The sequence below is a fragment of the Streptosporangium sp. NPDC002524 genome, assembly GCF_040295985.1.
Taxonomy (GTDB): domain Bacteria; phylum Actinomycetota; class Actinomycetes; order Streptosporangiales; family Streptosporangiaceae; genus Streptosporangium.
Window position 1 is genome coordinate 1 of the sequence record NZ_JBEOWK010000031.1, and the last position, 24803, is coordinate 24803.

The 24803-nt window shown below is 69.7% G+C and carries 23 protein-coding genes; 12 read left to right on the plus strand and 11 right to left on the minus strand.

Going from position 1 to position 24803, the window contains the following annotated elements:
* Nucleotides 1–233 precede the first annotated feature (233 nt).
* On the plus strand, nt 234–617 hold the full coding sequence (locus tag ABT053_RS36925) for a hypothetical protein (protein ID WP_350975667.1): 384 nt from the start codon (nt 234–236) through the stop codon (nt 615–617).
* A 287-nt stretch (nt 618–904) separates the two neighbouring features.
* Here ABT053_RS36925 and ABT053_RS36930 read toward each other — a convergent pair whose 3' ends face one another.
* Nucleotides 905–1555 carry a uridine kinase family protein gene (locus ABT053_RS36930; protein ID WP_350975668.1) on the minus strand — a complete coding sequence of 217 codons (651 nt, stop codon included), beginning with the start codon at nt 1553–1555 and terminating at the stop codon, nt 905–907.
* 552 nt (nt 1556–2107) lie between these two features.
* Between ABT053_RS36930 and ABT053_RS36935 the strand changes: the two genes are divergently transcribed.
* Nucleotides 2108–2374 carry a recombinase family protein gene (locus ABT053_RS36935; RefSeq protein WP_350975669.1) on the plus strand — a complete coding sequence of 89 codons (267 nt, stop codon included), beginning with the start codon at nt 2108–2110 and terminating at the stop codon, nt 2372–2374.
* 175 nt (nt 2375–2549) lie between these two features.
* Here the strand turns inward: ABT053_RS36935 and ABT053_RS36940 are convergent, their stop codons facing one another.
* From ABT053_RS36940 to ABT053_RS36950, 3 genes are all read right to left on the minus strand, one after another.
* On the minus strand, nt 2550–3659 hold the full coding sequence (locus ABT053_RS36940; RefSeq protein ID WP_350975670.1) for a tetratricopeptide repeat protein: 1110 nt from the start codon (nt 3657–3659) through the stop codon (nt 2550–2552).
* A 1024-nt stretch (nt 3660–4683) separates the two neighbouring features.
* A complete protein-coding gene (locus ABT053_RS36945; RefSeq protein ID WP_350975671.1) occupies nt 4684–5040 on the minus strand; it encodes a hypothetical protein in 357 nt (118 codons plus the stop codon).
* A gap of 114 nt (nt 5041–5154) precedes the next feature.
* Nucleotides 5155–5589 carry a MarR family winged helix-turn-helix transcriptional regulator gene (locus ABT053_RS36950; RefSeq protein ID WP_350975673.1) on the minus strand — a complete coding sequence of 145 codons (435 nt, stop codon included), beginning with the start codon at nt 5587–5589 and terminating at the stop codon, nt 5155–5157.
* 70 nt (nt 5590–5659) lie between these two features.
* Between ABT053_RS36950 and ABT053_RS36955 the strand changes: the two genes are divergently transcribed.
* Entirely contained in the window at nt 5660–6604 is a 945-nt protein-coding gene (locus tag ABT053_RS36955; RefSeq protein ID WP_350975675.1) for an NAD-dependent epimerase/dehydratase family protein, read from the plus strand.
* 229 nt (nt 6605–6833) lie between these two features.
* Here ABT053_RS36955 and ABT053_RS36960 read toward each other — a convergent pair whose 3' ends face one another.
* Nucleotides 6834–7112 (minus strand): hypothetical protein, encoded by a 279-nt coding sequence (locus ABT053_RS36960; protein ID WP_350975676.1) that lies wholly within the window; start codon nt 7110–7112, stop codon nt 6834–6836.
* Between the two features lie 231 nt (nt 7113–7343).
* Entirely contained in the window at nt 7344–7616 is a 273-nt protein-coding gene (locus tag ABT053_RS36965) for a hypothetical protein (protein ID WP_350975678.1), read from the minus strand.
* Nucleotides 7617–8422: 806 nt separating this feature from the next.
* On the opposite strand from ABT053_RS36965, the gene ABT053_RS36970 reads away from it, so the two are divergent.
* The 3 genes from ABT053_RS36970 to ABT053_RS36980 all read left to right on the plus strand — a co-directional run bounded on the left by ABT053_RS36970 (nt 8423) and on the right by ABT053_RS36980 (nt 11834).
* Nucleotides 8423–9733 (plus strand): aspartyl protease family protein, encoded by a 1311-nt coding sequence (locus tag ABT053_RS36970; RefSeq protein ID WP_350975680.1) that lies wholly within the window; start codon nt 8423–8425, stop codon nt 9731–9733.
* A gap of 233 nt (nt 9734–9966) precedes the next feature.
* Nucleotides 9967–10263 carry a helix-turn-helix transcriptional regulator gene (locus tag ABT053_RS36975; RefSeq protein WP_502991964.1) on the plus strand — a complete coding sequence of 99 codons (297 nt, stop codon included), beginning with the start codon at nt 9967–9969 and terminating at the stop codon, nt 10261–10263.
* 287 nt (nt 10264–10550) lie between these two features.
* Nucleotides 10551–11834, plus strand: a complete 1284-nt coding sequence (locus ABT053_RS36980) for a GAF domain-containing protein (RefSeq protein ID WP_350975682.1) — start codon at nt 10551–10553, stop codon at nt 11832–11834.
* A 226-nt stretch (nt 11835–12060) separates the two neighbouring features.
* Here ABT053_RS36980 and ABT053_RS36985 read toward each other — a convergent pair whose 3' ends face one another.
* Both ABT053_RS36985 and ABT053_RS36990 read right to left on the minus strand, forming a co-directional pair.
* Complete coding sequence (locus tag ABT053_RS36985; protein ID WP_350975683.1) at nt 12061–12714, minus strand: response regulator; 654 nt, start codon at nt 12712–12714, stop codon at nt 12061–12063.
* A complete protein-coding gene (locus tag ABT053_RS36990) occupies nt 12711–13967 on the minus strand; it encodes a sensor histidine kinase (RefSeq protein WP_350975685.1) in 1257 nt (418 codons plus the stop codon). Before ABT053_RS36990 ends, ABT053_RS36985 begins: the two co-directional genes overlap by 4 nt.
* Nucleotides 13968–14093: 126 nt before the next feature.
* Here ABT053_RS36990 and ABT053_RS36995 point away from each other — a divergent pair, with 126 nt between their 5' ends.
* The gene (locus ABT053_RS36995) at nt 14094–14615 is read left to right on the plus strand and encodes a hypothetical protein (RefSeq protein ID WP_350975686.1); all 522 of its coding nucleotides are present in this window, start codon (nt 14094–14096) and stop codon (nt 14613–14615) included.
* A gap of 34 nt (nt 14616–14649) precedes the next feature.
* Here the strand turns inward: ABT053_RS36995 and ABT053_RS37000 are convergent, their stop codons facing one another.
* Complete coding sequence (locus tag ABT053_RS37000; RefSeq protein WP_350975687.1) at nt 14650–15285, minus strand: hypothetical protein; 636 nt, start codon at nt 15283–15285, stop codon at nt 14650–14652.
* A gap of 188 nt (nt 15286–15473) precedes the next feature.
* Here ABT053_RS37000 and ABT053_RS37005 point away from each other — a divergent pair, with 188 nt between their 5' ends.
* From ABT053_RS37005 to ABT053_RS37020, 4 genes are all read left to right on the plus strand, one after another.
* Nucleotides 15474–16682: a sensor histidine kinase gene (locus ABT053_RS37005; protein ID WP_350975688.1), complete on the plus strand. Its 1209-nt coding sequence runs from the start codon at nt 15474–15476 to the stop codon at nt 16680–16682.
* Nucleotides 16679–17284 (plus strand): response regulator transcription factor, encoded by a 606-nt coding sequence (locus ABT053_RS37010; protein ID WP_350975689.1) that lies wholly within the window; start codon nt 16679–16681, stop codon nt 17282–17284. The genes ABT053_RS37005 and ABT053_RS37010 overlap by 4 nt, the downstream gene beginning before the upstream one ends.
* Before the next feature lie 803 nt (nt 17285–18087).
* Entirely contained in the window at nt 18088–19686 is a 1599-nt protein-coding gene (locus ABT053_RS37015; protein WP_350975691.1) for an alpha/beta hydrolase, read from the plus strand.
* Nucleotides 19687–20190: 504 nt separating this feature from the next.
* Nucleotides 20191–20844: a DUF1345 domain-containing protein gene (locus tag ABT053_RS37020; protein ID WP_350975692.1), complete on the plus strand. Its 654-nt coding sequence runs from the start codon at nt 20191–20193 to the stop codon at nt 20842–20844.
* Nucleotides 20845–21119: 275 nt separating this feature from the next.
* Here ABT053_RS37020 and ABT053_RS37025 read toward each other — a convergent pair whose 3' ends face one another.
* Complete coding sequence (locus ABT053_RS37025; protein WP_350975694.1) at nt 21120–21854, minus strand: MerR family transcriptional regulator; 735 nt, start codon at nt 21852–21854, stop codon at nt 21120–21122.
* A gap of 324 nt (nt 21855–22178) precedes the next feature.
* Between ABT053_RS37025 and ABT053_RS37030 the strand changes: the two genes are divergently transcribed.
* A complete protein-coding gene (locus ABT053_RS37030) occupies nt 22179–23126 on the plus strand; it encodes a GlxA family transcriptional regulator (RefSeq protein WP_350975695.1) in 948 nt (315 codons plus the stop codon).
* A 37-nt stretch (nt 23127–23163) separates the two neighbouring features.
* Here ABT053_RS37030 and ABT053_RS37035 read toward each other — a convergent pair whose 3' ends face one another.
* On the minus strand, nt 23164–24171 hold the full coding sequence (locus tag ABT053_RS37035) for a zinc-dependent alcohol dehydrogenase family protein (protein WP_350975696.1): 1008 nt from the start codon (nt 24169–24171) through the stop codon (nt 23164–23166).
* Between the last annotated feature and the right edge of the window lie 632 nt (nt 24172–24803).

Consider the following 24803-nt stretch of genomic DNA (forward strand, 5'->3'; position numbering starts at 1 on the left):
AGCAGGAACGCGAGGGCCGCCAGCAGCGGGACGCTCAGCACATCGAGCGCCGCCGCCGCGGCGGGTATGGCGAGCAGCACCGCACGCGCGGCGTCGGTGACCCACATCGTGCGGCGGCGGTCCCAGCGGTCCACCAGCGGGGGCGGCCGGAATACGCCGGAAAGACACCGCCGAGACTGTGTGCTGCCTGGGAGTGGCGTCTGAAGTGCTGAAACTTAGGTTTCAATGGATGCATGGCCTCCTCGCCGCGTAAGCCGTTGACCGCAGGTTCCGTCCGGACTGCCTTGCGCCGCTTCTTGCGCGAGCGGGCGGCCGAGACCCGTGCTTTCCCCGATGATCCGGTCCTGGCCCAGCTTGCCGCTGCCCGCTGGCTTGCCACCGAACTGGACCTTGTCGCCCGTGAGCTCGTGGTGACCGCCCGGCGGGGCGAGCGCCGCTACTCCTGGCGGCAGATCGGCGAGGCGATGGGCACCTCCGGCCAGGCCGCTGGTAAATGGGCGCGATCGCACGGTCTTCCCGTCGAGGAACCCGCCGACGGCCGCGCCGTTGAGGAGGGGCGGGCGCTCGTCGCGGCGCTTCTGGTTATGTCGGTGAGAAGCAGAGCCGAATATTGCTGACGGGCTCGCTTGATCGAATCGTCCGGGAAGCCGTGTCGGTGAGTTTGGGAGCCACCTCGATAGCTTGGCCTGCCCGATGGCAGTCCCTGGCCTTCCTCCATAGGTGCCGACCCCGCTGTCGACGAAGCCCCAGATCCAGGTGAAGCGGCCTGAGCGGAGCGAGGGACAACTGCCTGGGGCTTGAGGACTATCGCTCGGAAAAAGCGCGCGTGTTCCGGCTTCAGGCCGAGGATCTCGTCTCGGCGTCCGCCAACCGCTCACCCGCGTTCTGCGGGTGGGTCGGCTGGCTAAGGGCTGGTCGGCGGGGCGACGACCAACTTGGTGTCCGGGTCGTGGTCGATCTGCGGAGGGCCAGCGACGATCATGGTGGCTTGGGCCCACGGCTGTTCTCGCAGCAGGAACGGCAGTTCCTCCAGCAGCCAGTTCGCCACGTGCTCCAGCTGCTCGGGGGAGTCACCGTCGCGGACGACCAACAGGCGCCCTTGCTCGTCGAGGTCACCCTGCATCCACACCGAGGCGTCCAACCACGGGGCGAGCTCTTCGCGGATGATGCCGGTGCCCTCGACCCAGATGAAGCCGGCACCGGCGGGGATGGTGATCGATCCGGGCCGGTCGTGGGTGATCCAGGCATCAGGGCGGAAGTCCACCGCCTCACCCCGGTGCAGGGGTCGCAGGATGTTCTCGACGAGCATGGCGCCCCAGTCGAAGTAGGCGTGGTTCCAGGCGATGTCGTCGGTGTGCACAATGGCGGAGTCGGGCACCAGCTTGCGTAGCCGCTCGGCCAGGATCGTCTTGCCGGCGCCGCCCCGACCGTCGATCGCGATCACCCGCGGACGTCCGGTGACGCCCGGTGATGCGTCGCGCAACTGCCGGACGGCGTCGAGCACGGTCACCACCCGCCAGCCAACGGCCTCGGTCTCGCCTGGATGTAGACGCATCGACAACCTGTCTCCGGAGGCGAGGGCACAGGTCCGGCCTGCCCGGACGGACCGCCGGTCGCTCAACCTTATCGACGTCATGGTCCAGAGGCCACGCCGGTGTCTGCCGGCGGCGCTTGATCCATTTCGCAATCCACAAGATCACCCTCAGCGCGACTTTCCAAGCGATAGTCCTCAAGCCCTTACCAGGAGGTGAGGCGAGCGACGGCCATACTCGGCGACGAGGAAGGTCGGAGTGGCTCCCAGACTCGCCGACACAAATCTGGTCCCAGGACCGTAGCCCGGCTCTCAACGTGGCTGATATCTGGCTCTCGTAGTCACCGACATAGCCACGCTCCATACCCGTCGTCACCTCGGACGGCCCCCTGGTATGGCAGAAAGGGGCCACGGAGGTGTGATCGGGTGTTCGTCTAACGATCGTCTGATGAACGTCGGCGGGCTCACCCTCAGTGCGGCCGACGCGCCCGGCGCTGGCGTTCATTTTCCCGTTCGTTTTCAATAGTGTTCATCTAACCCGCACAGTACGTTTGATGAACGGAGAGGCGCTCCTCGATGGCGCTCATCAGCCCAGTCGAGGTCAGCACCGACAACCAGAACACCCAGCGGCAGCACGACGCCCTCAACCCCATCTGCCTGAGGGTCTTAAAAAAGATCAGCGGTAAGCTCGTCGCTGACGACCGGCCCGCGCTGTTCAACGCGTTGGGCTGGATACGCGAGAGAGACCTGTTCTGCGTCCAGAAGGTCGACCGCATTGGTCGCAATCTCCTGGAAGAACAGATCGTCCTCAACGATCTGTTCCAACGCCGACGTCGGCGTTAAGGTCCTGACGGCCTGGAAGCGGTCCCCAAACGCCGACGGGTCGGCGGTCGGCGACCTGTGGTTGACGATGACAAACGTGCCAACGCCGGGCAAGAGCATGAACTTTAGCCGCTGACACACTCACCATCGCTGGACACCTTCATGCAGATCACGGACAACTATCTGCAGACTCCCATTATTCCCAGTTTCTGGGGGCGCGGATGCGGTTCAGCACGTCGAGGATGGCCTCCTGCCCGTGCCGGTCGTCGAGGGCGCGGTACAGAGTGAGTGCCTCTTCCAGCAGGTCGATTGCTTGATGCTCGCTTCCGGTTGCTGCGCTGATGTGGCCTAGAACGCCAAGCGCGTTGGCCTGCCCGTACTGATCGCCGAGGGCGCGGTACAGGGTGAGTGCTTCTTCCAGCATGGTGGCGGCTCGGCCGTACTCCTGGGTCTGGAAATGAACATTGCCCAGGCTGTGGAGGGCGTTGGCCTGCCCGTACCGGTCGCCGAGGGCGCGGTACAGGGTGAGTGCTTCTTCCAGCATGGTGGCGGCTCGGCCGTACTCCTGGGTCTGGAAATGAACGTCGCCCAGGCTGTGGAGGGCGTTGGCCTGCCCGTGCCGGTCGCCGAGGGGACGGTACAACGTCAGCGCCTGTTCCTGAAGTTCGATGGCTTGATCGAAGTTTCCGGTGGCCGCACGGAAGGAACCCAGGTCGATGAGGGTTTTGGCTTCACCTGGGCCGTTGTCGAGTGCTCGGTGCAGCGCCAGCGCCTCCTCCAGCGCTTCGATGGCTTGATCGAGGTTCCCGGTCGCCGCACGGACGCGCCCCAGGTATTGGAGGGTGTTTGCCTCGCCTCCCTGGTCGCCGAGGATGCGGTACAGCGTCAGCGCCTGCTCCTGGAGGTTGCCTGCTGCCCTGAAGTCGTCGGTCATGTAGTGGTCGCGGCCCAGATGGTCGAGGGTGTTTGCCTCGCCTCGCTGGTCGCCGAGGATGCGGTACAGCGTCAGCGCCTGTTCTTGGAGTTCGATGGCTTCAGCGAAGTCACCGGTTGCCGCACGGACGCGCCCCAGGTAATGGAGGGTGTTTGCCTCGCCTTGCTGGTCGCTAAGGGTGCGGTACAGTACCAGCGCTCGCTCCAGCGCTTCGCTGGCCTGAGCGTAGCGCTGCCCCATCATGTGGGCCATCAAGCCCTGCTCGTAGAGGTCGTTCGCTTGGCGTTCGGCCTCATCGTCGAGTGGGAGGGTAGCCACCTCACTACGGTGCCGTTCGTCCTCCTCTGTCTCGGGTGGGAATTCGACGGCCATACTGTCAATGGTGACAACCAGGCGGGCACCGGCAGCTGTGAGGACCCGTGTCCACCAGGGAGAGGTGGTGATGTGTAGCCATGGTTGGGCGGGTCTGCTCGCGGCGGCGAGACGGGCGAGCAGGGTATCAGGCCCGGTCTTCACCGCTATCACCTCCCGGAAGCGCAGGCTTGGGCGAGGCAGGTTCACTTGCTTTGCTTTCGCTAACGTCCACTCCTGCCAGGATGCCTCGTACCGTGGCCGGTGCACCTATCCCGATGATGAATGCGGGCCAAGGGCCGCTGATCTGTGCGCTGGCCGCCGCAGCGACCAGAGCACCCAGCAGCATCCCTCCAGCTAGAACGAACAGACGAGGCCCGACCTCGGCCCGGTCCACCAACGGCCACCGGAACCCCGCCGCCGTCACCGCCGTCATCAGCGACACCAGCCCGGCCGCCAGTCCACCGGCTAGACCCCACCCGGCGGCCTGCACCCATCCCATGCCTCAGACAGTAACCACCCGCACGCTATCAGTACAGGCAAAGCCGTCTAATTGTCTGGAGTGTGTATAACCTCGGGGTCGGGGAACCCAAGAACAGCCGTCGGCGCTGCGAATGATCTTGCCTTTCCGGGATGAATTGGAGTTGATCATTTCTGGTGAGGAGCCGGATATCCGGCGTGGGCTTGATCCGGCTTGACGGACATCCGAGACCAGGGGTTCGTCCCCGGAAGGATGTCCATGATGGAGAGCATGGGAAGAAGGAACTGCGCCCTCGCCGTTCGTTCACCCGCGAGTTCAAGGCCGAGATCGTCGAGCTGTGTCGGCGCGAGCCGTGCGATGAGGCGTTCGTCATGTCTGGAGGCCAGAAGCGGGGAATTCTCGTCACAGCCTCATGCGCCTTCAGCGTCGGTAGGCCAATGTCGACCCGCGCCGCTCGGGAGTGTTTTCCACCCGCTTGCGATCTCACACAATGCTATTTATGTGATACTGGCGGGAGATCATTAGGCGTGTGAGCGAGATAGTTCTTTAAGCTTTTTTAAAGCATCACCCTAAGGCTCGCTTAAATTCCGCTTTTGCCCGCTCTGCAGTTATGCGCAATTCTTGCCATTTTTGATCTGCAGAGAGCGCCTCGTTACTCCAGAGATCGGGGCCTTCTTCAGTCATGCTCCTCAGTTGTGCATCAACTGGTAGGAGCGCCTGAAGCGCTTCATGATTAAGCGATCCATCGTGCACCCTTCCACGCACAAGTTGAAAAGCATCATCAAACTGCAGGGCAATTTCATCAGCCCCCACCTTGGCGGCGCGGATATAATCCAGCTGTCTCGCAGGGTCCCAGCTCAGCTGCTCCAAGACATCAGCGATCCACTGATAAAAACCTTTCGATTTCCACTCTTCAGTCACCGAATAATTCCTCCGATATCTCCGTTTTCGTCAACCACTCTCCAGTAGGGGGCCTCCCCGTGATGTCCCCCTCCCGGATGCCAGCGAAGGTGTCGTCCGGTGATTCCACCCTTTTCAGTGGGCTATGAGCTGCAGGGCGTCACGGAAGCGCTTTTGATCCGGCGGGCTGAGGGGGGAGAGCAGCGACCGCTCGGCCTCGTCGCTGGCCTGGGTGGCGCGGCGGACCGTGTCCTTGCCGTGCTCGGTCAGTTCGACAACGTTGCGGCGCCGGTCCTGTTTGTGCGGGTGACGGCTGAGGATGCCTTTGTCCTCGAGGGTGTCGAGAAGAGCGACCATCGTGGTGCGGTCGACGCCCAGTCGCTGCGCCACCTGGTGCTGGGAGGGCGGCTCCTGGCCGGTGAGGACGAGCAGCACCCCGAGTTGGCGCGCGTCGATGCCGAACGGCGCCAGGACTTGGTCGTGCAGTTCCTGAAGCCGCAGGGCCGCGTGTTTGAACAGGTATCCCAGGCGCGTGCCTATCTGGGAGGGCGCTTCGCTGTCGTTCGACATCTTGCAATCCTACGGCTACCCTGATTGTCAGTGAGACTGACAATCAGGAAAGCGAACGAAAGGGTCTTCGGTGATCTTGGTTACAGGAGGACTGGGCTTCATCGGCTCGCACACCGTGCAAGCGCTGCTGGACGCGGGCGAGGAATGCGTGCTCGTGCAGCGGCGCGCCGCCGAAACGCTGACCGGCCGCTTCGACCGGCCGGTTCTGGTGGAACAGGGCGACGTGAACGTTCCGGACACCCTGCTCGGCATCGGGAAGCGTCACCACATCACGGGAATCGTGCACCTTGCCGGTTCGATGCCCTGGCCGCCCAGTTCCGAGCCTCCGGTCGAGGCCGCGCGCCACGCGCTCGGCGGGCTGCTCAACATCATCCAGGCGGCTCAGGACTGGGGCGTACGGCGCGTGGGCATCGCGAGTACGATCGGCGTCTACTCCGGCATCGCGGCCAAGGACGCGCTCACCGAAGACCTGCCGCTGGCCATGGGCTCGTTTCACCTGATCCCGACGTTCAAGAAGATCGGTGAGTTGCTCAACGCCCACCTGGCGGATGCGACCGGCATCGACATCGTCAACTACCGCATCTCTGGCACCTGGGGGCCGCTGGGCCATTCCGACCCGTTCTTCCCGGCCCCCGAGCTGGTCCACGCCGCCGCCCGGGGGCGCGCCGCGGACCTGTCAGGCATGAGCCGCCCCGCGTACGCCGAGGACGCGCTTGACCTTTGCTACGTCAAGGACACCGGCCGCGCGATCGCGCTGCTGCAGACCGCGGACAAGCTGCGCCACCAGACCTACAACGTGGCCTCCGGCCGTTCCACGAGCAACGCCGAGATCATCGCGGCGATCAAGAAGGTCGTGCCCGACGCGCGGATCGACCTGCCCACGGGCGGAAACGCTTCAAGGGCCTACCTCGACATCACGCGTCTGCGCGAAGACACCGGCTACCGGCCGGAGTACGACAGCGAGCGTGCCGCCGCCGACTACATCGCCTGGCTGCGAGCGGGCCACGAGCGCTGATCTCCCGACGGACCTTCCCCGCCGCGTGCCCCCGTCCGAGGAAACGCCCGCGACCTCAAGGGCTTCCTGCCGGGCGTCAGCCACGCCCTCGACCCCCGCACCCTCACCGTCGACAACGCGCGGCGGGCGACGGTCGCCTGACGGATCGTCATGGGCCGGGTCGCATCGAGGTAGGACGCCGCCGCGGGCGCGGGCGAACTCGCCGACGGCCGCCCAACAGCCGGGGGAGTCAGGAGATGTCTCCTGACTCCCCCGCCGGAGGACAACCCGCAAGTCGTCCACGGGCTCGATCCGCCGAGCCCTGACGCAGGCGCCGGGAGCCTCGGTGGTCCTTCTGGGCGAAGGGGTCCTCCGGCACGCTCTCCGCGAGAGACCCCTTGCGCTCCGACGGCACACGCTGCCGGATGTCTTCCTCGAGATTGCGCATCGCCATGCGGAAGATCTCCGACTGCCCGGCGCCGACGAACGACAGGTGGCCGAAGAGCTCGAGTACCACCAGGCCGTGCATGTGCCCCACGCGCTGATGAAGAGCGCGGTCGCCGGGGCGGGAAGGACCCCGCGCTCCTCCTGTCCGGGCAGGTTCTCCAGGTGCGGGCGCAGCGCGGGGCTGAGGTCGGGCGCGTCGGCGCGGGCACCCGGGCGGCGGGGATGTCCCCGGCCGGAACGGGCGGGATGTCCCTGGCCGGAACGGGGGTGTCCTGCCGCGCGAGGCGGCGGGTCAGGGCGGAACGAGCTCGGTTCACTTCAAGGTGTACTTACACGTACTCTCGCCGCCGTCGTTGGCGGCGACCTCCTCGCCGTCGACGAGAATGCGGCACTTGGCCGGCTTGAGCATGCGGTTGGAGTCACGGACCGCGCCGGGGATGACGGAGACCGGGTAGCCGACCTTCTGTTCGGCCTTGGTGAGCTCGACCGTCACGGTCTTCTTCCAGGGGAGGGTGACATCCGACTCGCTGCCGTTGGTGTCGGCGAAATACGCGATCGGCTGGTAGATCCTGCCTTTTCCGTTCACCTCCAGAGTGACCTCGTAGGTCTTCGTCTGAGGCGCGGAGGATCGCGTGGGCGACTGGCTCGACGGGGAGGCCGCGGCGGAGGATGACGCGGGCGCGGCCTTGTCGGTACCGGTTCCGCCACAGGCGGCGAGGGTCAGAGCGACCGGTGCAAGCAGTCCGACGACTCGCCTGTTCATCATCAACGAGGACATGACGACCAAGATTATCCATGTCCGCGAGCGGTCGTGCGCAGTTCGGTGCCGTACGCGTCATCCGGCCTGGCCCGCACGGCGAACAGGGGCCCCGCCCCTCGGACGCGCGCGTCGTCTGCCGCGTGCCGCGTACTTTTCGACGGCTGCCACCGTCGGTTGCTGCCGTGACACGACCATGACGCGGCGCGGGCGAGGCGGAGACACGGCCGATCCACAGTGGACGGGGCCGGCGGGCGAGCCGCGGGTGAGGTACGGAGCGTGTGGCGAAGCCCGGGGCTGCGTGTCGTGAGTGTCGCCGGTCGGGGATGACCCGGCCGTACGGGAGGGCCCTTGGCTGGCCCGGACCCGAGCCGTCCACCGCGGACGGAAAGCCGTGTCCGGACAGGCCGGAGGTGGGCCGCGGCACGGTGACGGTCCCGGCCGGCCGGGCCATCCGGGTGGCCCTGCCCGGCGCGGGGCCACCGATCCGGGCCGGGCCGCACCGGGGCGGCGGTGTACGACCCCGGGCGTCCCAGCGTCGCCCTCGTCCAGCGGGGCGACGCCGGAGCCGCCGGGGCTGCTGTGACCGTCGGGCGGAAGGTTCCGGCGAAGGTGATCACGAAAGGGAGAAGGCATTGGTAAACGACGGAGAATGGGACCGGCGTTCGCTGTTGCGGGGCGCGGCCGTGCTGGCCGGTGCCGCCGCGACGGCGCCGCTGCTGGGCGGCGCGGCCACCGCGGCACCGGCCGGCAGCGGTGACGCGGACGCGCTGTTCAAGGCCGGGAGGTTCGAGCAGGCCGGTCGCGCGTACGAGAAGGTCCTGAGAACAGACCCCGCGAACCTGCACGCGGCCCGCCGGCGCGGCTATGTCGGGCTCCTCGCCAACAAGTTTCCCGACGCCGAGAAATACCTCAAGCTGGCCGTCGAGCTGGCGCCCGGCGACAGGGACGCCCACTACTTCCTGGCCGACTGCTACATCCGGCAGGACAAGTTCTCCCTGTCCGCACCACACTGGCAGGCGGCCGGAGAGGAGGCCTACGCCAAGTGGTTCGCGGCGGTCCGCGGCGAGCCGTACCAGATCCACGGCGACACCGCGCGGCTGCCGTGGCAGCAGATAGACCCGATTCCGCTGGTGGAGGCCTCGGTCAACGGCGGGCCGCCGAAGCGCTTCATGTTCTACACCGGTGCCCCGAGTCTGAGCGTGCGCGCCTCGGTGGCCAAGGAGGCCGGGCTGAGCCCGGTCGCCAGCCAGAAGATCGGGTATGAGAACGGCGTCATATGGGCGTACTGCGGGGTGCTGGACTCCTTCAAGCTGGGCGGCCTCGAACTGCGGAACGTCCCCGTGGGCTGGTCGTCGACGGAGTCGGGCGAGGACGTCGACACCGACTGCGACGGCCTGATCGGCACGTGGGTCTTCTACCACTTGCTGACCACCTTCGACTACGCGGGCCGGTCGCTGATCCTGCGCCGCAGGACCCCGGAGACGGCCAGGAAGGCACGCGCCGCCGCCGAACGGGCGGGCGCGGAGCCCCTGCCGCTGTGGCTGGCCCGTGAGCAGTATCTGCACAGCGGGGGAAGCGTCGCCGGCGCCTCCGGGTCCCGCACCGGGGTGGTGGGCGTGAACTTCGGCGGAAGGGGCGAGATGGCCGCGGTCGTGTTCGGGGACACGGCCGAGCGGCTGGGGATCCGCAGCGACCACGACCGCCCCATCGGGACCTTCGCGCACAGCCACCCGGCCGTCACCTACCCCTGCTATCCGGAGAGGATCCGCCTCGGCGACGCCGCGGCCGAGGAGATCTACTGCGAGAACCACCCGGAGGCCGAGCTCGCCCCCTTCGGGTTCGACGTGCCGGCCGCCTTCTTCCACAGCTTCTTCAAGCCCTACAACATCACCCTCGACTTCACGGACATGAACCTCTACATCGCCCGCGGCAAGGCCACCTGATCACCGCGACCGCACGGGCGTACGGGGAGCTGTCCGGAACCGACCCCGCGAAGGAATCCCGTCACGTCGAGTGACAGGCGTCCCCCGGCTCGCTCCCAGGGGGCCGATGCCCGGCAGGGCGTCCGGGGGCGAGCCGGATCGCGCGCCCGCCGAGCCGCCGCCGTCCCGGGAGCGTCGCGGCCGGCCGGACTCCGCGACCGTCGCGTCAACGCCGAGCCCAGCCCCTGAGCGGGATCGTCACGCGGCTCGACGACGCCGGTGGCCGGATGCGCCAGAACGAGCTCGCGGCGTCCATGGGCTGGCACCGCAGCCGGCTGTCACACCAGCTCACCCGTATGGTCGACCGGGACCTGGTGCGCCGGCTCGACGCCGGCGGCAAGGTCATGTTCGAGATCACGGACACCGGCCGCGCCGCGGCCGCACGGGCCCGCCCCGTACACGCCGCCGCCGTCCGCGAAAAGCTGATCGCTCTCATCCCCCCGGACCAGCGCGATCGGCTGGCCGAGATACTGCGCGCCCTCGCGGTCTGACCCGAAGTCGGCGGCTGTTCCGTCAGCACCGCACAGCTGCGGGCACGATCGGCTGCGGCACCTGCGACGGGACTCCATCCCGGCCGCCCACCGCCCCGCCGGTCTGGGAGCATCGATCAGGTCGGGTGAGCGACGGTTCTTGAGATGAGTCATCCCGTTTGCCGAGCCCCGAGTCGGTCAGCTGAGTCCGAGAGGATGCCTCGGGGTCAGGGCGGTAGCCTGCACTGGCCGGTGCTGTCGATCTCCGGTTTTGTCCAACGTGAAAGGCCAACCAGATTATGACGTCGGTGTCGGACCAGGGACCGGATGCGGCGGGGCCGGCGGGTACCGGACAGGCCGGCGAGGGGGACCTGCGGGCGTTGTTCGGGCAGTCCATCGCGGTGTTCGCCCTGCTGGCGGGGCCGGCGCATGTGGTGGAGACGGCGAGCCCGGCGTTCTTCGCCGCTTTCGGCGAGGAACGGGCGCGCACCGGGGTCCCGGTCGTCGACGTGGTGCCCGAGCTCGCCGGTCAGGGCTTCCTCGAGGCGCTGGACCGGGTCTACCGCACCGGTGAGCCGCGCACCGGCCGCGACGTCAGGATCGTGCTGGGCGTCGGCCCGGAGGCGCGGGAGGTGTTCTTCGACTTCACGTACGAGCCGCGGCGCGACGCCGAGGGCACCGTGACCGGGGTCCGGGTGATCGGGGTGGAGATCACTCAGGTGAAACACGCCCAGCGGCTGATGGCCGAACATCGGGCCCTGGTGGAACAGATCGCCCGCCAGGTGCCCCTGGCCGAGGTCCTGGAGGGAATGGCCCGCTGCATCGAGGACCTGGCGCCGCACCGGGTGCTGGTCTCGGTGCTGCTGGCCGATCCCGACGGCCGGCACCTGCGCCACGGCGCCGCCCCCAGCCTGCCCGACTTCTACAACGAGGCCATCGACGGCATCGCCACCGGCGAGGGCGTCGGCTCGTGCGGCACCGCCGCCCACCGGCGCGAACAGGTCATCGTCACAGATATCGCCACCGACCCCTTCTGGGCCGACTTCCGTCACCTGGCCGAGCCCGCGGGCCTGGCCGCCTGCTGGTCCACGCCGATCCTGGCCCGCGACGGCAGCCTGCTGGGCACCTTCGCCATGTACCACCCCGTTCCCCGCGCACCCCAGGACGCCGACCTCGCCCTGGCCCGCCTGTTCACCGACACCGCCGCCCTGGCGATCGAACGCCACCACATCGAACAGGCCAAACTCGCCGCCGAGGCGAGCGCCCGCTCAGCCCTGGAGGAACTGGCCAGAGCGGTCCGCGCCGAGCAGCGGTTGCGCGCCGAGGCCGAACAGCGCGCCACCGCCGCCGCCGAACTCGCCGCCCGCATCCGTGCCGCCGCGGCCGTCCAGGCCGCCGCCCCCCACCCTGAGAAGTGCCAGCTCGGCGGCGCCGCCGGATGCACCGCACCGGCCGAGATCAAGGTCGCCGACTCGTGGGGCGACTCGGCGTGGGGCTGCGTCGCCCACGCCGACGAAGCCCTCTTCAACGTGAAGCACGTGTTCATCGCCAACGAGGAGTCCGGCGGACTGGCCGCCTACCTCAACCGCTGACCTGGGCTCCCCCGAGACGGGCGGTACGGAGAAGGTCCTCCCGAGGTTTCTCAAACGGTTTCCGGGGGTGCGCGGGGCCGTGCTCCCCCGCTTCGTGCCGGCGCGGGCGGCGGGCTGCTGGACGGGACGATCTCCGTTGTGTGCCCTGCTGGTTCCAGCGCGACGCCGACCGGCTCTTGGCGGTCAGCCGACGGCGCTGATCTGGCGGTGCTGATCTGGCGGCGGCTCAGTCTCGCGCCCGCCGGTGACCGGTCTCCCACGCCCAGGCGGCGATGCCGACGCGGTTACGGACCCCCAGTTTGCGCTGGATGTGGGCCAGGTGGGTTTTGACGGTACCGGGGGTGATGTAGAGCTCGGCGCCGATTTCCGGGTTGGTCAGGCCGTCGGCGACCAGTGACACGATGTCGAGTTCCCGGTTGGTGAGCGGTGGCTTCGAGTCCGGCGCGTCACGTACGCCGGACAGCCGCCGCAGCAGCCGCACCGTCACCGACGGGCTGATCAAGGAGTCGCCGAGCATCGCGGCGCGGACGGCCTCGATCAGCAGCGCGGTCCCGGAGTGCTTGAGCAGGAAACCGCACGCGCCGTGGCGCAGCGCGGTGTGGACGTAGGCGTCCAGGTCGAAGGTGGTGACCACGACGACCCGTGTCACGGTGGGTGTGCCGGGCGCGCAGAGGATCCGGGTCAGTTCCAGCCCGTCCATCCGCGGCATCCGGATGTCGGCGATCACCACGTCCGGTCGCAGCCGCCTGGCCAGGGTCAGTGCCGCGACACCGTCGGCGGCCTGGCCGACGACGTCGATGTCCGGCGCCGAGTTCAGGATGGTCTGGAATCCGAACCTGATCCGTTCCTCGTCGTCGGCGACGAGCACCCGGATGGTCATGACACCGGCTCCGCGACATCGGCGGGAAACCGCGCGCACACCTGCCAACCGGCCGGTGGTACGGGGCCGGCGGTGAACGTGCCGCCGAGTGCCTCGACCCGCTCCGCCAGCCCGGCGAGACCGATCCCGCTGTGCCGTCGGCCGGCGGGGTCGCGGGCATCCCACCGGCCGCCGGGCTCGCGGTGCGCCCGGCCCGCCGCCGGGGCCCGGTCGTCGACCGTCAGCGAGATCCCGCCGGGACATCCGCGGAGCGTCACGGTGACCGCCGCGCCCGGGACGGCATGGCGGCGTGTGTTGGTCAGGCTCTCGACCACCACCCGGTACACGGTCGTGTCCGCCTGACGGTGCAGGGACGCGCCGAGCCCGGGATCCATCCTCAGCTCGATCGGGCCCGTACCCGAACCGGCGTACCGCTGGACCAGCTCCGGCAGGTCGGCGACGCCGGGCATCGTCGTGCGGGATCCCGCGGCGCCGTCCTCGAACTCGCGCAGCACCCGGATCGTGCTGTCCATGGAAGCCAGCGCGTGGGCGCCGTCGGACTCGATCCGTCGCAGCACCCGGGCCACCTCCTCGGGATCGGTGCGCAGCAGCAGCTGTGCGGCCTGCGCCTGGATGACCATGGCACTGACGTCGTGGGCGACGAAGTCGTGCAGGTCGGTGGCGAGTTGCAGGCGCTGCGCCCGTCGTGCGTGGCGTACCGCCCGGAGCCGGCGGGCATCGAGCCAGCGTAGGTACCCCCCGGCTCCCGCGCCGGCGAGCGCGGCCAGCGACCAGAACGCGCAGGACGCGACAGCCTCCCACCCTGCCCCTGGCGTCACGCCGGTGACCGGGAGGGCCAGGAGCGCCACGGCGAGTGCCGTGAGCGCGCCGGCGACCGCGGCGTGCGCGACGGGCGACCAGCGGCAGACCAGCGCGATGAGAACCATCAGTGCCGCGGTGTGCAGCAGGGGCCAGGGACCGCCGGTCCGGGGCGGGCCGGCGGACCAGATCGCGGTGGCGGTGAGCGAGATCAGCGACACCACGCCGGTGGCGGGAGCGACGAAGCGGCGGGTACGGGGCCAGCCCGCCGCGAGCGTGCCCAGCGCGCCCAGTGCCAGCGCGGCGGGCAGCACGAGCAGCGGATCGCCGTCCGGGCGCGTCGCCGCCGCCGAGGCGAGAACGGCCGCCAGGACGCCGACGGCCGGACCCACCCGCGCGGCGAGGCGTCCGGCGGCCCGCCGCCCCTGGTCGGCGGTTGTCCGGGTGGTCGACACGAGCTCACCCTAGCCACGCGCGGCGCCCGCCGCGTCTGCCGATCGGCGGATATCCAGCGGGCTGCCCCGGTCGGGATGCTCGACGTGTCGCCGCCCGGCCGGGGCGGGCAGAGCAGAGGAGACCTCATGACCCATCCGACACCGTCCACGCCGCGTCGCCGCGCACGAGGTGCCGCGCTGGCCGGACTCGCCGTACTGGCGGTGCTCGGCGCCGCCGCCCCGGCCCGCGCCGGTGGCCACGCGCCGGCACCGCGCGAGACCTCGCTGGTCGGCGCCGTCGACCTGAAGACGGTGCCCGGGGTCCGCCTGCACTTCGCGTTCGACGCCCACGCGGTCCGGGACAGGGAGAAGGAGGCGACCGGCACGTTCCGTATCAGGCACACCGAGGGTGCCGTCGACGTGTGGCAGACCGGTACGATCACCTGCCTGCAGGTCGGTGGCCCGGTCGCCGTGGCCAGCGGCACCGTGACCGCCTCGAACGAACCGGTTCTGATCGGAAACAAGGTCGGATTCACGGTGTACGACCACGGCCGGCGCGACCGGCTCAACGCCAGCTGGGACATGGGCTTCACGGGGACCCCGCCGCCGTGCATGAGCACCGCGCCCACGGGCGAGATCGGGGCGGGAAACCTCGTCGTCCGCGGCTGAGGTCCTTCCGGCCTACCACTGAGGTCCTTCCGGCCTACCACTCGAAGATCAGCTCGATGGCGATCACGACGTCGATGACGCCGCACCATTCGGCGAAGGACCGGGCCACCACCTTGTCCCGCCGGAGGTGGACGAAGTCCCAGACGCCGTGGAAGAACCATCCGGCCGCCACCAGGTAGCGGCCCAGATCCGGATGCACGGCCAGCCCGATCAGCCCGAGCGCGCCGAAGGCGAGCATCCCCAGCGCCTGCACCCGGAACGTCCCGGACCGGAACATGTGCCCGTCCACGACGCTCCAGAGCAGGACGATCAGCGCGACGGCGGAGAACACGACGGCCGGTTCGATCACGTCCAGCCAGCGCAGCGCGACGACGCCGGCCATCCCGGCCACGAGCAGCGGCCACGTCGCCCGGCGCGCCTCCAGCTTGGCGACCAGCAGGTAAAGCAACGGCAGGAGCAGGAGGATCGACGCGAACGACGCCACCCCCTCGTCCGACCCGGTGCCGCCGAAGGTCACCGCGGAAAGCGCCAGCGCCAGCGCCGTGGGCCAGCGGTCGAGCAACCGGCGGACCCGGTGCCCGCGTCCGTGGGGCACGCTCGACATGGGGTTCCTTTCGGTGAGGTGGTGGGTGACGGGTGACCGGTCGTGGTGCGCGGGCGGGGCGTCCATGCGGTTCCTTTCCTACGGGGGCGGGGTATCTTCCGCGCTCAGCCTGGCCGCTGGAGGCGGCCGTCAGTAGTGCCGGAACCGCAGGTGTGCGTGTGGCTTTGTCACTGGATCTCGTGACAACTGTCATGAATCGTCCGCGGCGGAGATCGCGACCGGCCCGCGGCGCGGCGTGCTGTCACAATGACTGTGTGCGCGACCACGGGACCGACGGCGGGACGGCGGCACTGCGGAGTTTTCGCCGCTACACGTGGTGGAGCCTCACGGGCACCACCGCGTTCTTCCTGGTCGCCGTGGTCGGCGCGGGGCTCCTGGCCTCCGGCGTACCGGTCTGGGCCAGGGGCGCGGGCGGCGCCGCGCTGGCCGTGACGGCCGTGTGCTGCGCGGTGCTGCTGCACCGCCGGCTGGCGTCCGGCCCCGCCGCGCCCGGCGAACCCCCCGGCCGCCCGCCCGTGGCGTGGATGGCCGCGAGTGCCGCCGGGGCGGCCACGCTCGGCGGCGTTCTGCTGGCCGTACGGGACGACGCGCTGTGGGCCCTGGCCCCGGCGATGACGGTGTCGGTCGTCGCGACGTTCCTGCCGCCGCCGCGCCGGTGGACACTGATCGCCGTGGCGATGGCCGCCGCGGCCGTGCCGGGCGCGGTCGCGGGAGGCGACGACCCGGTGCGCGCGGTGCTGTTCCCGCCGGGACTGGTCGCGTTCAGCGCCTGGATCACGCTCGGCTCGCTGTGGGCGTGGGACATCGCCGAACGGCTGAACGCGGCGCGCCGCCAGGACGGGGAGCTGGCGGTCACCCGGGAACGGCTGCGCTTCGCCGCCGACCTGCACGACATCCAGGGCCACCACCTGCAGGTGATCGCGCGCAAGAGCGAACTGGCCGCGCGGCTGGCGGCGGCCGACCCGGCCCGCGCGACCACGGAGATGCTGGAGGTGCAGCGGCTCGCCACCGACGCGCTCTCGGACACGCGGGCCCTCGTGCAGGGCTACCGCCGTACGACGCTGGACGCGGAGCTGGCCAACGCGGGCCGGGTGCTCGCCGCGGCCGACATCCGGGTCCGGATGAACGTCGAGCCCACTGAGCTCACAGCGGGCACCGGGCCGCTCCCCGACGCCGGCCGGCACCTGCTCGGCCTGGTCGTGCGCGAGGCCACCACCAACGTGCTGCGCCACAGCCGGGCACGTGCCGCCGAGGTCGACTACCGCCTCACGGACGGCCTGGCCCGGTTGCGGGTGCGCAACGACGGCACGACCGGCCCGCCCGGCTCGGGGGCGGGCACCGGGCTGCGCACCCTGGCCGGCCGGCTGCGAGCCGCCGGAGGCGAGCTGACCTGGGAGCACGAACACGGAAGCTTCGTCGTGACCGCCTGCCTGCCGGTCGACGCGAGCGCGGAGGCGCGATGATCCGGCTGCTGATCGCCGACGACGAGGACCTGCTGCGCAGCGCCCTGGCCGCGCTGCTCGTACTGGAACCCGACCTCACCGTGGTCGCCGAGGCCGCCACGTCCACCGACGCGGTACGGCTGGCCCGCGAGCACCGCCCCGACATCGCGGTGCTCGACCTGGAGATGCCGCCCGCCGACGGGTTGCACGCCGCCGCGCGGATCATGGCCGCGCTGCCCGGCGCCCGGGTCGTCCTGGTCACCCGGCACGCGCGGCCGGGGGTGCTGCGCCGCGCCCTGGCGGCCGGCGTCAGCGGCTTCGTGCCCAAGACCACGTCGGCGTCCCGGCTCGCCGAGATCATCCGTGACGTCGCCGCGGGCCGGCGGTACATCGACACCGACATCGCCGCGTCCGCCCTGACCGAAGGCCCCTGCCCGCTCACCGACCGGGAACTCGACGTGCTGCGTGCCTGCCGTGGCGGGGCGTCGATCGGGGAGATCGCCGCCCAGGTGCACCTCGCGCCCGGCACGGTGCGCAACTACCTGTCGGCGGCCATGACCAAACTGGGCGTCGGCTCCCGCCACGCCGCCGCCCACCGCGCCTGGGAGGAAGGCTGGATCTGATCCGCGGAAAGGCGTTCACCCTCTCCTCATGCGCGATCGGACCGGATTACGGCACCGGGAAAGGAAGGCCGCCCAGCGCGGGGTGGTGAGCCGGTCGGCGCGTTGGCCGGGGGAGACGGGCCAGCTGGTCGTCACCGTGCGCTGAGGCGGATGGCTCCGGCGCGGGCGGTGGACGTGTCCCGTGCCGAGCGTGCTCCGACGGTCCGCGCCCACGCCTCAAGACGGCAGGGAGCTCGAACCGGACGCCCCTCCCGCGGCCGGGACTCCATCGGGCCGTCGGTGTGCGGCAGCGGCGTCGCACCTGCTGGGCGTCGAGTCACCGAACCCGCAGGAACCTGACCAGCGGGCAAGGCGCGTGGAGCGCCCGGCGCGTGGAAACGCGCATGCCGGGTGCGGCGGGCGGCCCGGGGAAACCCACCGGGAGTAATCACGGCAGGGCGCCCGGTCCGCCCCAACCCGACACCCCGGCTCCGTTCGTGAGCTCACCATGAGGGCGAGGCGTTGACCTTGTTCCGAGAACATGGTTTTTCCTGTCAGACGGCCATCAAAGGGATGACAGGAAGAGGAGCCGAGTTCATGACGGTCGTCGAACCCGCCGAGAGCTCGCCCGCTGTCGCGCCTGGATCACGGTCATCGTGAGCGCCGCGCCCTTCGCTGTCGCGTACGGCGTCAATCCCGCCCTGCCCGTGGCGTTCGGCGGCGGCGTGCTCGCCGTCCTGCTGTTTCGCCGGTCGGGTTCGAAGAGGCGTCGCAGGCCATCCATATCCGATACTTCCACGACGTGTTCGAGAGAAGACCTCAACGTGAGCAGAACGACGAACAACGCGGGCCATCCGCCCCTTCGACGATTCGGTGTCGCGAGTCTCGGCCTGCTGGCCTGCGCGGCTTCGGTCGTGGCCTGCGGGCCCGGAGAGAAGGAGGGGGCGGCCCCCGCCAAGAGCGCGTCCGCCACCGCCACGCTGGAGCGGTACCACGCCCAGAAGCTGGAATGGGCGGGGTGCGCCGACTTCGCCACCAGCGAGCGCGAGGCGGAGATCCTCGGAGAGGCCCCGGCCAAGTGCGCGTGGCTGAAAGTGCCACTCGACTACGACGACCCCCAGGGCGCCGCCACGTCCGTCGCGGTCCTGCGCGTCGCCGCCCGCGGAGAGTCGCGGGGTTCACTGCTCTTCAACCCCGGCGGTCCCGGCGGCTCCGGTGTCCTCGGCCCCCTGGCCGTCGCCGGCGCGCTGGCGAAGAGCCGCATCACCGAGAGCTTCGACGTGATCGGCTTCGACCCGCGCGGTGTCGGCGCCACCAAGCCCGCGGCCGACTGCTGGTCCGAGGACGGCACGACCCGTGGAGACAAGGTGTTCCCGTTGCTCCCCACGAACGCCGCGCTGACGGAGGAGGACACCCGCGCGGTGCTCAAGCGCTGCGCCGACGGGTCCGGGGGCGTGAAGGCGCTCACGCAGATGGGTTCGCGCACGACCGCCCGGGACATGGACGTGCTGCGGGCGGCGCTCGGTGAGGAGAAGCTGAACTTCCTCGGCCAGAGCTACGGCACCCGCCTGGGAACGGTGTACGCGGAGCAGTTCCCGCGGCGGGTGCGGGCGATGATCCTCGACGGCGCCTTCGATCCCCGCCTGGGAACGGTCGAGCGGCGGCTCTCGGCCTACGGGGGCTTCCAGCAGACCTTCGAGGCGATGGCGGCCACCTGCGCCAAGGACGCGAAGTGCCCGCTGGGGACCGACCCGAAGGCGTGGACGTCGAGGTTCCAGGCGATCGTCCAGCCGCTGCGGGACAAGCCCGTTCCCGCCGTCGGCCAGGAGCTCGACTTCGACAAGGCGCTCGGCGGTGTGATGGCGGGCCTGTACGCCCCGGAGAAGTGGCCCGCCGTCGTGAGCGGTCTCGCGGAGGTGCGGCAGGGGCGTGGCGACAAGCTGCTGGAGCTGATGGCCGACACCGAGGGCGGCGACGCCGAAACCCTGGTGAACGGCAATATCACCGAGGCGATGTTCGCGATCAACTGCATGGACGAGCAACGCCTCACCCCGCAGGACATCGCGCGGCTGCGCACGAAGACCTACGAGATCGCCCCCTTCATGAATCCCGGCGGTGATGTCACGGAGGGCGCCCGCGACGGGTGCGAGTTCTGGCCGGCCCCGCCGACCCTCGGCATCCCGTACGCGCAGAATGTCGAAGGCCTGCCCGACACTCTCGTCGTCTCGATCACCGGAGACCCCACCACCCCGCACAAGGGCGCCATCAGCCTCGCCGACACCCTCGGCAGCTCCCTGCTGACCGTCAAGGGCGAGGGGCACACGATCGTCTCCTCCGGGAAGAACACCTGCGTCGACCAGATCGCCGCGGACTACCTCATCGACCTCAAGCTGCCGGCCAAGATGCCCACCTGCTCCAACTGAGCGCAGCGGCATGGCGATCGAGCCGACGGCACGAACCATGACGGCGCGCCGCCCTGCCGTCGGCCGCCCTCTCGTCATCGCCTCCCGGCCGGACCGCGGCGTGCCGGCGCGTCCTCGGACGACGCACCGATCGCCGAGACGGTCAAGGCCGTCATCGCGATCCTGCGAAGTCGTTCCAAGTGATCCGGGAGAGCGGAGAGCGATCTGTTCCGGGGTGTGCCCCGGCCACAGCGTGAACGTCTCGCCGACGAGGTCCGCGCGCTTGGTCATCCGCTCTCCCCGTCCTCCTGCCGCTGCCTGCGGAGGTCCTCCCGAGTCCAACCTGTGCTGCCGGAATACGGTCAAGACAACGGCCGGTGGGACACGCGGCTCGGCGTCGGACTCGGCGGATCCCGGCATGTGCGGGTTGACCATGTTGTCGGAACACGGTTTTCACTGATCCGCGTGGACGTGCGGCGAAGGCCGGGCGGCCGTGTGAACGGATTGTTGAGGCTCAACCGGGAGATGCGAACGATGCACTGGTGGACCCGCGAGTCGTCACGACAGCTCCTGTCGGTGCCGGCGATCGTATTCGGCCTGCTCGTCCCCGGCGAGGTGGTGGTGAAATGGCTGGCCGCCTGGGATTTCTACGCCGCGACGTATCTGGTACTCACCTGGCTGGCCTTCCGCGGCCGCACGCCGGGTGAGTCGCGGGCGATGGTCCTGATCAAGCGCCGCCGGAGCATGGCCGACCGTCTGCTGGTCGCCGCGCCGGAACAGTTCTCGCAGGCGGCCGCGGCGACCGCGTTGGTGGCCACCGCCGTCGCGATCCCGCAGGCCCGGCAGTTCGGCGCGCCGCTGCCGGTGGTGCTCGCCGTGTGTGCCGTCGCGGTGCTCACCTGCTGGCTGGTGCTGCAGGCCGGCTTCGGCATGAGCTACCTCCGGATGTACGCCGAGCACGGCGGCCTGGACTTCCCCGGGGACGAGGAACCGAACACCGTCGATTTCCTGTACTTCTCGGTCGCGATCGGCACCACCTTCGGCACGACGGACGTCAACGTCACGCAGAGCCGGGTGCGCCGCCAGGTCCTGGCGCACGGCGTCATGGCGTTCATGTTCAACACCCTGGTGCTCGCCGTGACGGTCACTTCCTGGAGCTCGTACGTCGCAAGGCCGTAACCGCCCGCCCCCCTCCGGCACCGCTGGGGCGGAGCGGCTGTCGTGGGCATTCGGTCACCCGGGGTCGCCTTGGGCGCACACTCATGAGTGTGATCAAGGAGGCGCTCGAGCGCGCCATGCGGGTGTCCTGGGAGCAGGGGGACGAGGGCTCCGGTCTCACCGGCCTGGCCGCGTGCACGCCGCCAACGGCCTCGGCCGCGCCGAGCTCGACGGGATCGTCGACCAGGCGATGCTTTTCCGGCCAGGCTCCCCCTGGCCGGCCCGTGCTGTCGTCCTCAGCCGCGGGCGAGGCGCAGTTGCCGCTGGGCGAGGACGCTGGCCCGGCCGAGCACGTCGACCTGCGCGGTGTTGTAGAGGGCGACCACGGCATCGACGAAGATCTGCTGGGTGACGTGCTCGCTCTTGGACAGGTGCCCGGCCGGGTCGCTCAGCCAGGGATAGTCGATGAGGTGCCGCACGAGGAGCGGTGCGAGCTTCTCGGCGAGGTTCTGCCGGGTCACCTCGTCGGCATCGGCCGGTAGAGCGTCCATGTCGGCGTTGACGGGGTCGGTGTCGGCCTCGACCATGCGTCGTAGGTCCTTCAGCGCGTCGACGTCGTACAACTGGGTGAAGACGTGGATGAGCGAGCTGTCGGACGCGGACAGGCGGAGCGCGACGGACTCGAAGCCCGCGGGCGCGTCGGCCGGGGCGCCGCCGCGCAGAATGGCGGCGATGTCGGAGCGGGTCCTGCGCAGGCGCTCGACCTCGGCCAAGAGATCGGCGTCGACTTGGCGTAGCACCTCCGCGGGGACGTCCCCGTCTGACCCGGCCGCGCCGATTCGAGACAGCGGCACCCCGAGCTCCACGAGCCGCCGGATCCGCAGCAGGCAGACCAGATCACGGACGCCGTACTGCTTGTATCCGTTGTACCGGCGCTCCGGCTCATCGAGGAGGCCGATCCGATGGTAGTGCCGGACGGTGTTCACCGTGGTGCCGGCGAGCTCGGCGAGCTCCCGGGTGCTCCAGGACACGTCCGCCCCTTCCTGAATCAGGCCGGGCCCGGTGGGCCTGGTGGGCCTGGTGACCGGCGGTGGGACCCACGCGATGATCTTCAACGTGGGTCTCCAGATTTGCCATCGTACTCCCACATACGAGCGCACCTCGTCGAGCTCGACGCGTGGCTCACGGCGTACGGCGACCAGGTCGGCTGGGTCGTCAGCGACCGAACCGAGCCGCATCATCCCTCCCGCGCTGCGGCGCCGTCCTCGAGGCGGATGCGCACGGATGGCGGTAATGCGCATACATGCGAGGATGATGACGCGGTCGGCACGCGTCGACCGGATCGGAGTCGGGTGATGCAGCGACCGCATCGGGTGGTGGTCCTCGTACTCGACGGGGCGCTCCCGCTGGACGTCGGGATCCCGGCGGAGGTGTTCCATCCGGAGTCGGGGTTCCCCTACGAGGTGTCGGCCTGCGGGGTCACCGCCGGAACGGTGCCGTCCCACGGGGGCTTCGGCTACGCGGTCCCGCGGGGCCTGGACGCACTGGCCGACGCGGACACGATCGTCGTCCCGGGGTACGCTCCGGCTGGTCGGCCGATACCGGCGCAGGTGCGCGAAGCGCTCCGGAGCGCCGCGTCCTGCGGGGCACGCATCGCGTCGATCTGCTACGGCGCATTCGCCCTCGCGGATGCCGGCCTGCTCGACGGCCTGCGGGCGACGACGCACTGGGATGCGGCGGAGAAGCTCGCGCAGCGGCATCCGCAGATCACGGTCGAGCCGAACGTGCTCTTCGTCGACGAGGGATCCATCCTCACCTCGGCGGGGGCCGCCGCCGGTCTCGACCTGTGCCTGCACATCGTTCGGCGCGACCTCGGCGTGAGCGCGGCGAACGAGATCGCACGAGGACTCGTCACCGCGCCCTACCGGGCCGGGGGTCAGGCCCAGTACCTGCCGAAGACCAGCTCGGCAGCCCATGGCGAAACCCTCGCCGCGACGCGCGAATGGGCCATGACGCGGCTCGACCAGCGGCTCACGATCGCCGGACTCGCCGCACACGCGCGGATGTCGCCCCGCACGTTCCTGCGCCGCTTCGCCGAGGAGACCGGCAGCACCCCGCTGCAGTGGATCCTGCGGGCGCGGGTCGACACCGCCCGCGAACTCCTGGAAAGCACGAGGCTGTCGATCGACCGCATCGCGGACCAGGTCGGCCTGGGAACCGGATCGAACCTCCGGCTGCATTTCCGCCGGCTCCTGGATGTGTCCCCCTCGGAGTACCGCGCCACCTTCTCCGGGCGGAGCTGACCACCGCGATCATCGCCCGGGTGCCTGGAGCGTTCCGCTACGAGATGCGAGGGGGAAGCGCAACGGTTTCGCCCGCCACATCGATCGCGACCTTGCCGCGAAGCGCATACGACCGCCTGTTCTCCAGGAGTTCGTGAGCCTCGCCCATTCGAGCGAGCGGAAGAGTCGCGCCGACGACCGGCCTCACGAGACCGCGCTCGACCAGCGTGGTGAGCGCGTCCAGCTTTCCTCGGTTCTGCCGGGTGAAGACGAAGTGATAGGCGGCGTTCCTGTCCCACGCCTCGATGAGGTTCTGCGGCTGCGCGATGTCGACGATGCTGACGACGCGTCCGAAGTCGGCGAGCGTTAGCGGGCTTCGTGTGAGCGTGTCGCCACCGATCGTGTCGAAGACGACATCGACCCCCTTGCCTCGCGTCATCTCGGCCACGGCATCGACGTAGTCCGTCGAAGTGAAGTCGATCGCCGCATCCGCTCCGAGAGAGCGCACGAACTCATGGTCGCCGGCTTTCGCGGTGGTGATCACTCGTGCGCCGATCGCCTTCGCGATCTGGATCGCGATCGTGCCGACACCGCCCGCGCCTCCGTGGATGAGGATCGTCTCCCCCACGGTGAGCTGAGCTCGCGTCACCAGCGCCTCCCAGACCGTCCCGCCGACGAGAGTCAGGCTCGCCGCCTCCAGGTGACTGAGGTTCTCCGGCTTCCGGCCGACGAGGTCGACGTCGGCGACGTGCTGCTCGGCGTAGGAGCCGGGGCCGCCGAAGATCCGGGGCGTGTAGTACACCGCATCGCCGGCGCGGAACTCGGTCACGTGGGATCCGACTTCCTCGATCACGCCGGAGATGTCGTGCCCGATGATCGCCGGGAGCGGCACATGATCCGCGTAGTCTCCGCGACGGATCTGATAGTCGAGCGGGTTGACGGCGGTCGCGTGGACGCGCACTCGTACCTGGCGGGGTTCGACGTGCGGTACGGAGACGTCGCGCAGCTCGAAGGCATCGGCCCCTCCGAAACGGGCGAGCACAACGGCCTTCATCGGATCAGTCATATCGGTGTTCCTCATCGTGGTTCTGGGTGCGACGCGCCGGGACGGGCGGTTCTCTCTCAATGTCGCGCGCACGATCCACACACTCCAGTGGCGGCAATGCCAATATCCGCGAGGATAGTGACACGCCTGTCGCGCGGCGCTCGGGCACGCTCCTTCCGCGGATGTTCGGGCGGCGCAACGGCCTTCGGAGGCCACTGGCAAGTGGATCCGGCGCTGAGCCGTAATCACCCTGGCCGGGGGCGGTAGAGGGTGGAGCGGCCCGCGCCCGAGATGTTGGGGCGTTGGTCCCGAAAACGTCCCGCGATCACGGGCCCGGCAGATCGGTTCCGGGACGGGTTTCGAGATTCGACGGGTTTCGAGATTCGCCGTCCGGGGCGAACGGCTCCTACTGGTGATCTTTTCAAGCCGTCCCGCAAAGGAGCGTTTCCGGGACCGACGTCGCTCGGTGCCGGATTCACAGCCGATGGTCCTCACGGGCCGAGAAGGCCCGGATTTCCCGCGAACCGAGCCGGAGCACGTTCCCCGGATCGGCCCCGGGCCGTCCGGCCTGGCGAACGGCCCGGTGGCAGCGGCTTCACCGATCAGAAATCCTCCGCCACGTCGTCAGTTCTGTTGGCCCTCGTACCGGTGGA

What these genes read in the sequence shown, in the direction of transcription:
- ABT053_RS36935 (WP_350975669.1), top strand. Translation starts at nt 2,108, where the DNA reads ATGGCGCTCATCAGCCCAGTCGAGGTCAGCACCGACAACCAGAACACC.
- ABT053_RS37010 (WP_350975689.1), top strand. Translation starts at nt 16,679, where the DNA reads ATGATCCGGCTGCTGATCGCCGACGACGAGGACCTGCTGCGCAGCGCC.
- ABT053_RS36995 (WP_350975686.1), top strand. Translation starts at nt 14,094, where the DNA reads ATGACCCATCCGACACCGTCCACGCCGCGTCGCCGCGCACGAGGTGCC.
- ABT053_RS37020 (WP_350975692.1), top strand. Translation starts at nt 20,191, where the DNA reads ATGCGAACGATGCACTGGTGGACCCGCGAGTCGTCACGACAGCTCCTG.
- ABT053_RS36960 (WP_350975676.1), bottom strand. Translation starts at nt 7,112, where the DNA reads ATGCACGGCCTGGTGGTACTCGAGCTCTTCGGCCACCTGTCGTTCGTC.
- ABT053_RS36950 (WP_350975673.1), bottom strand. Translation starts at nt 5,589, where the DNA reads ATGTCGAACGACAGCGAAGCGCCCTCCCAGATAGGCACGCGCCTGGGA.
- ABT053_RS36930 (WP_350975668.1), bottom strand. Translation starts at nt 1,555, where the DNA reads ATGCGTCTACATCCAGGCGAGACCGAGGCCGTTGGCTGGCGGGTGGTG.
- ABT053_RS36940 (WP_350975670.1), bottom strand. Translation starts at nt 3,659, where the DNA reads ATGGCCGTCGAATTCCCACCCGAGACAGAGGAGGACGAACGGCACCGT.
- ABT053_RS37030 (WP_350975695.1), top strand. Translation starts at nt 22,179, where the DNA reads ATGCAGCGACCGCATCGGGTGGTGGTCCTCGTACTCGACGGGGCGCTC.
- ABT053_RS37035 (WP_350975696.1), bottom strand. Translation starts at nt 24,171, where the DNA reads ATGACTGATCCGATGAAGGCCGTTGTGCTCGCCCGTTTCGGAGGGGCC.
- ABT053_RS36985 (WP_350975683.1), bottom strand. Translation starts at nt 12,714, where the DNA reads ATGACCATCCGGGTGCTCGTCGCCGACGACGAGGAACGGATCAGGTTC.
- ABT053_RS37000 (WP_350975687.1), bottom strand. Translation starts at nt 15,285, where the DNA reads ATGGACGCCCCGCCCGCGCACCACGACCGGTCACCCGTCACCCACCAC.
- ABT053_RS36925 (WP_350975667.1), top strand. Translation starts at nt 234, where the DNA reads ATGGCCTCCTCGCCGCGTAAGCCGTTGACCGCAGGTTCCGTCCGGACT.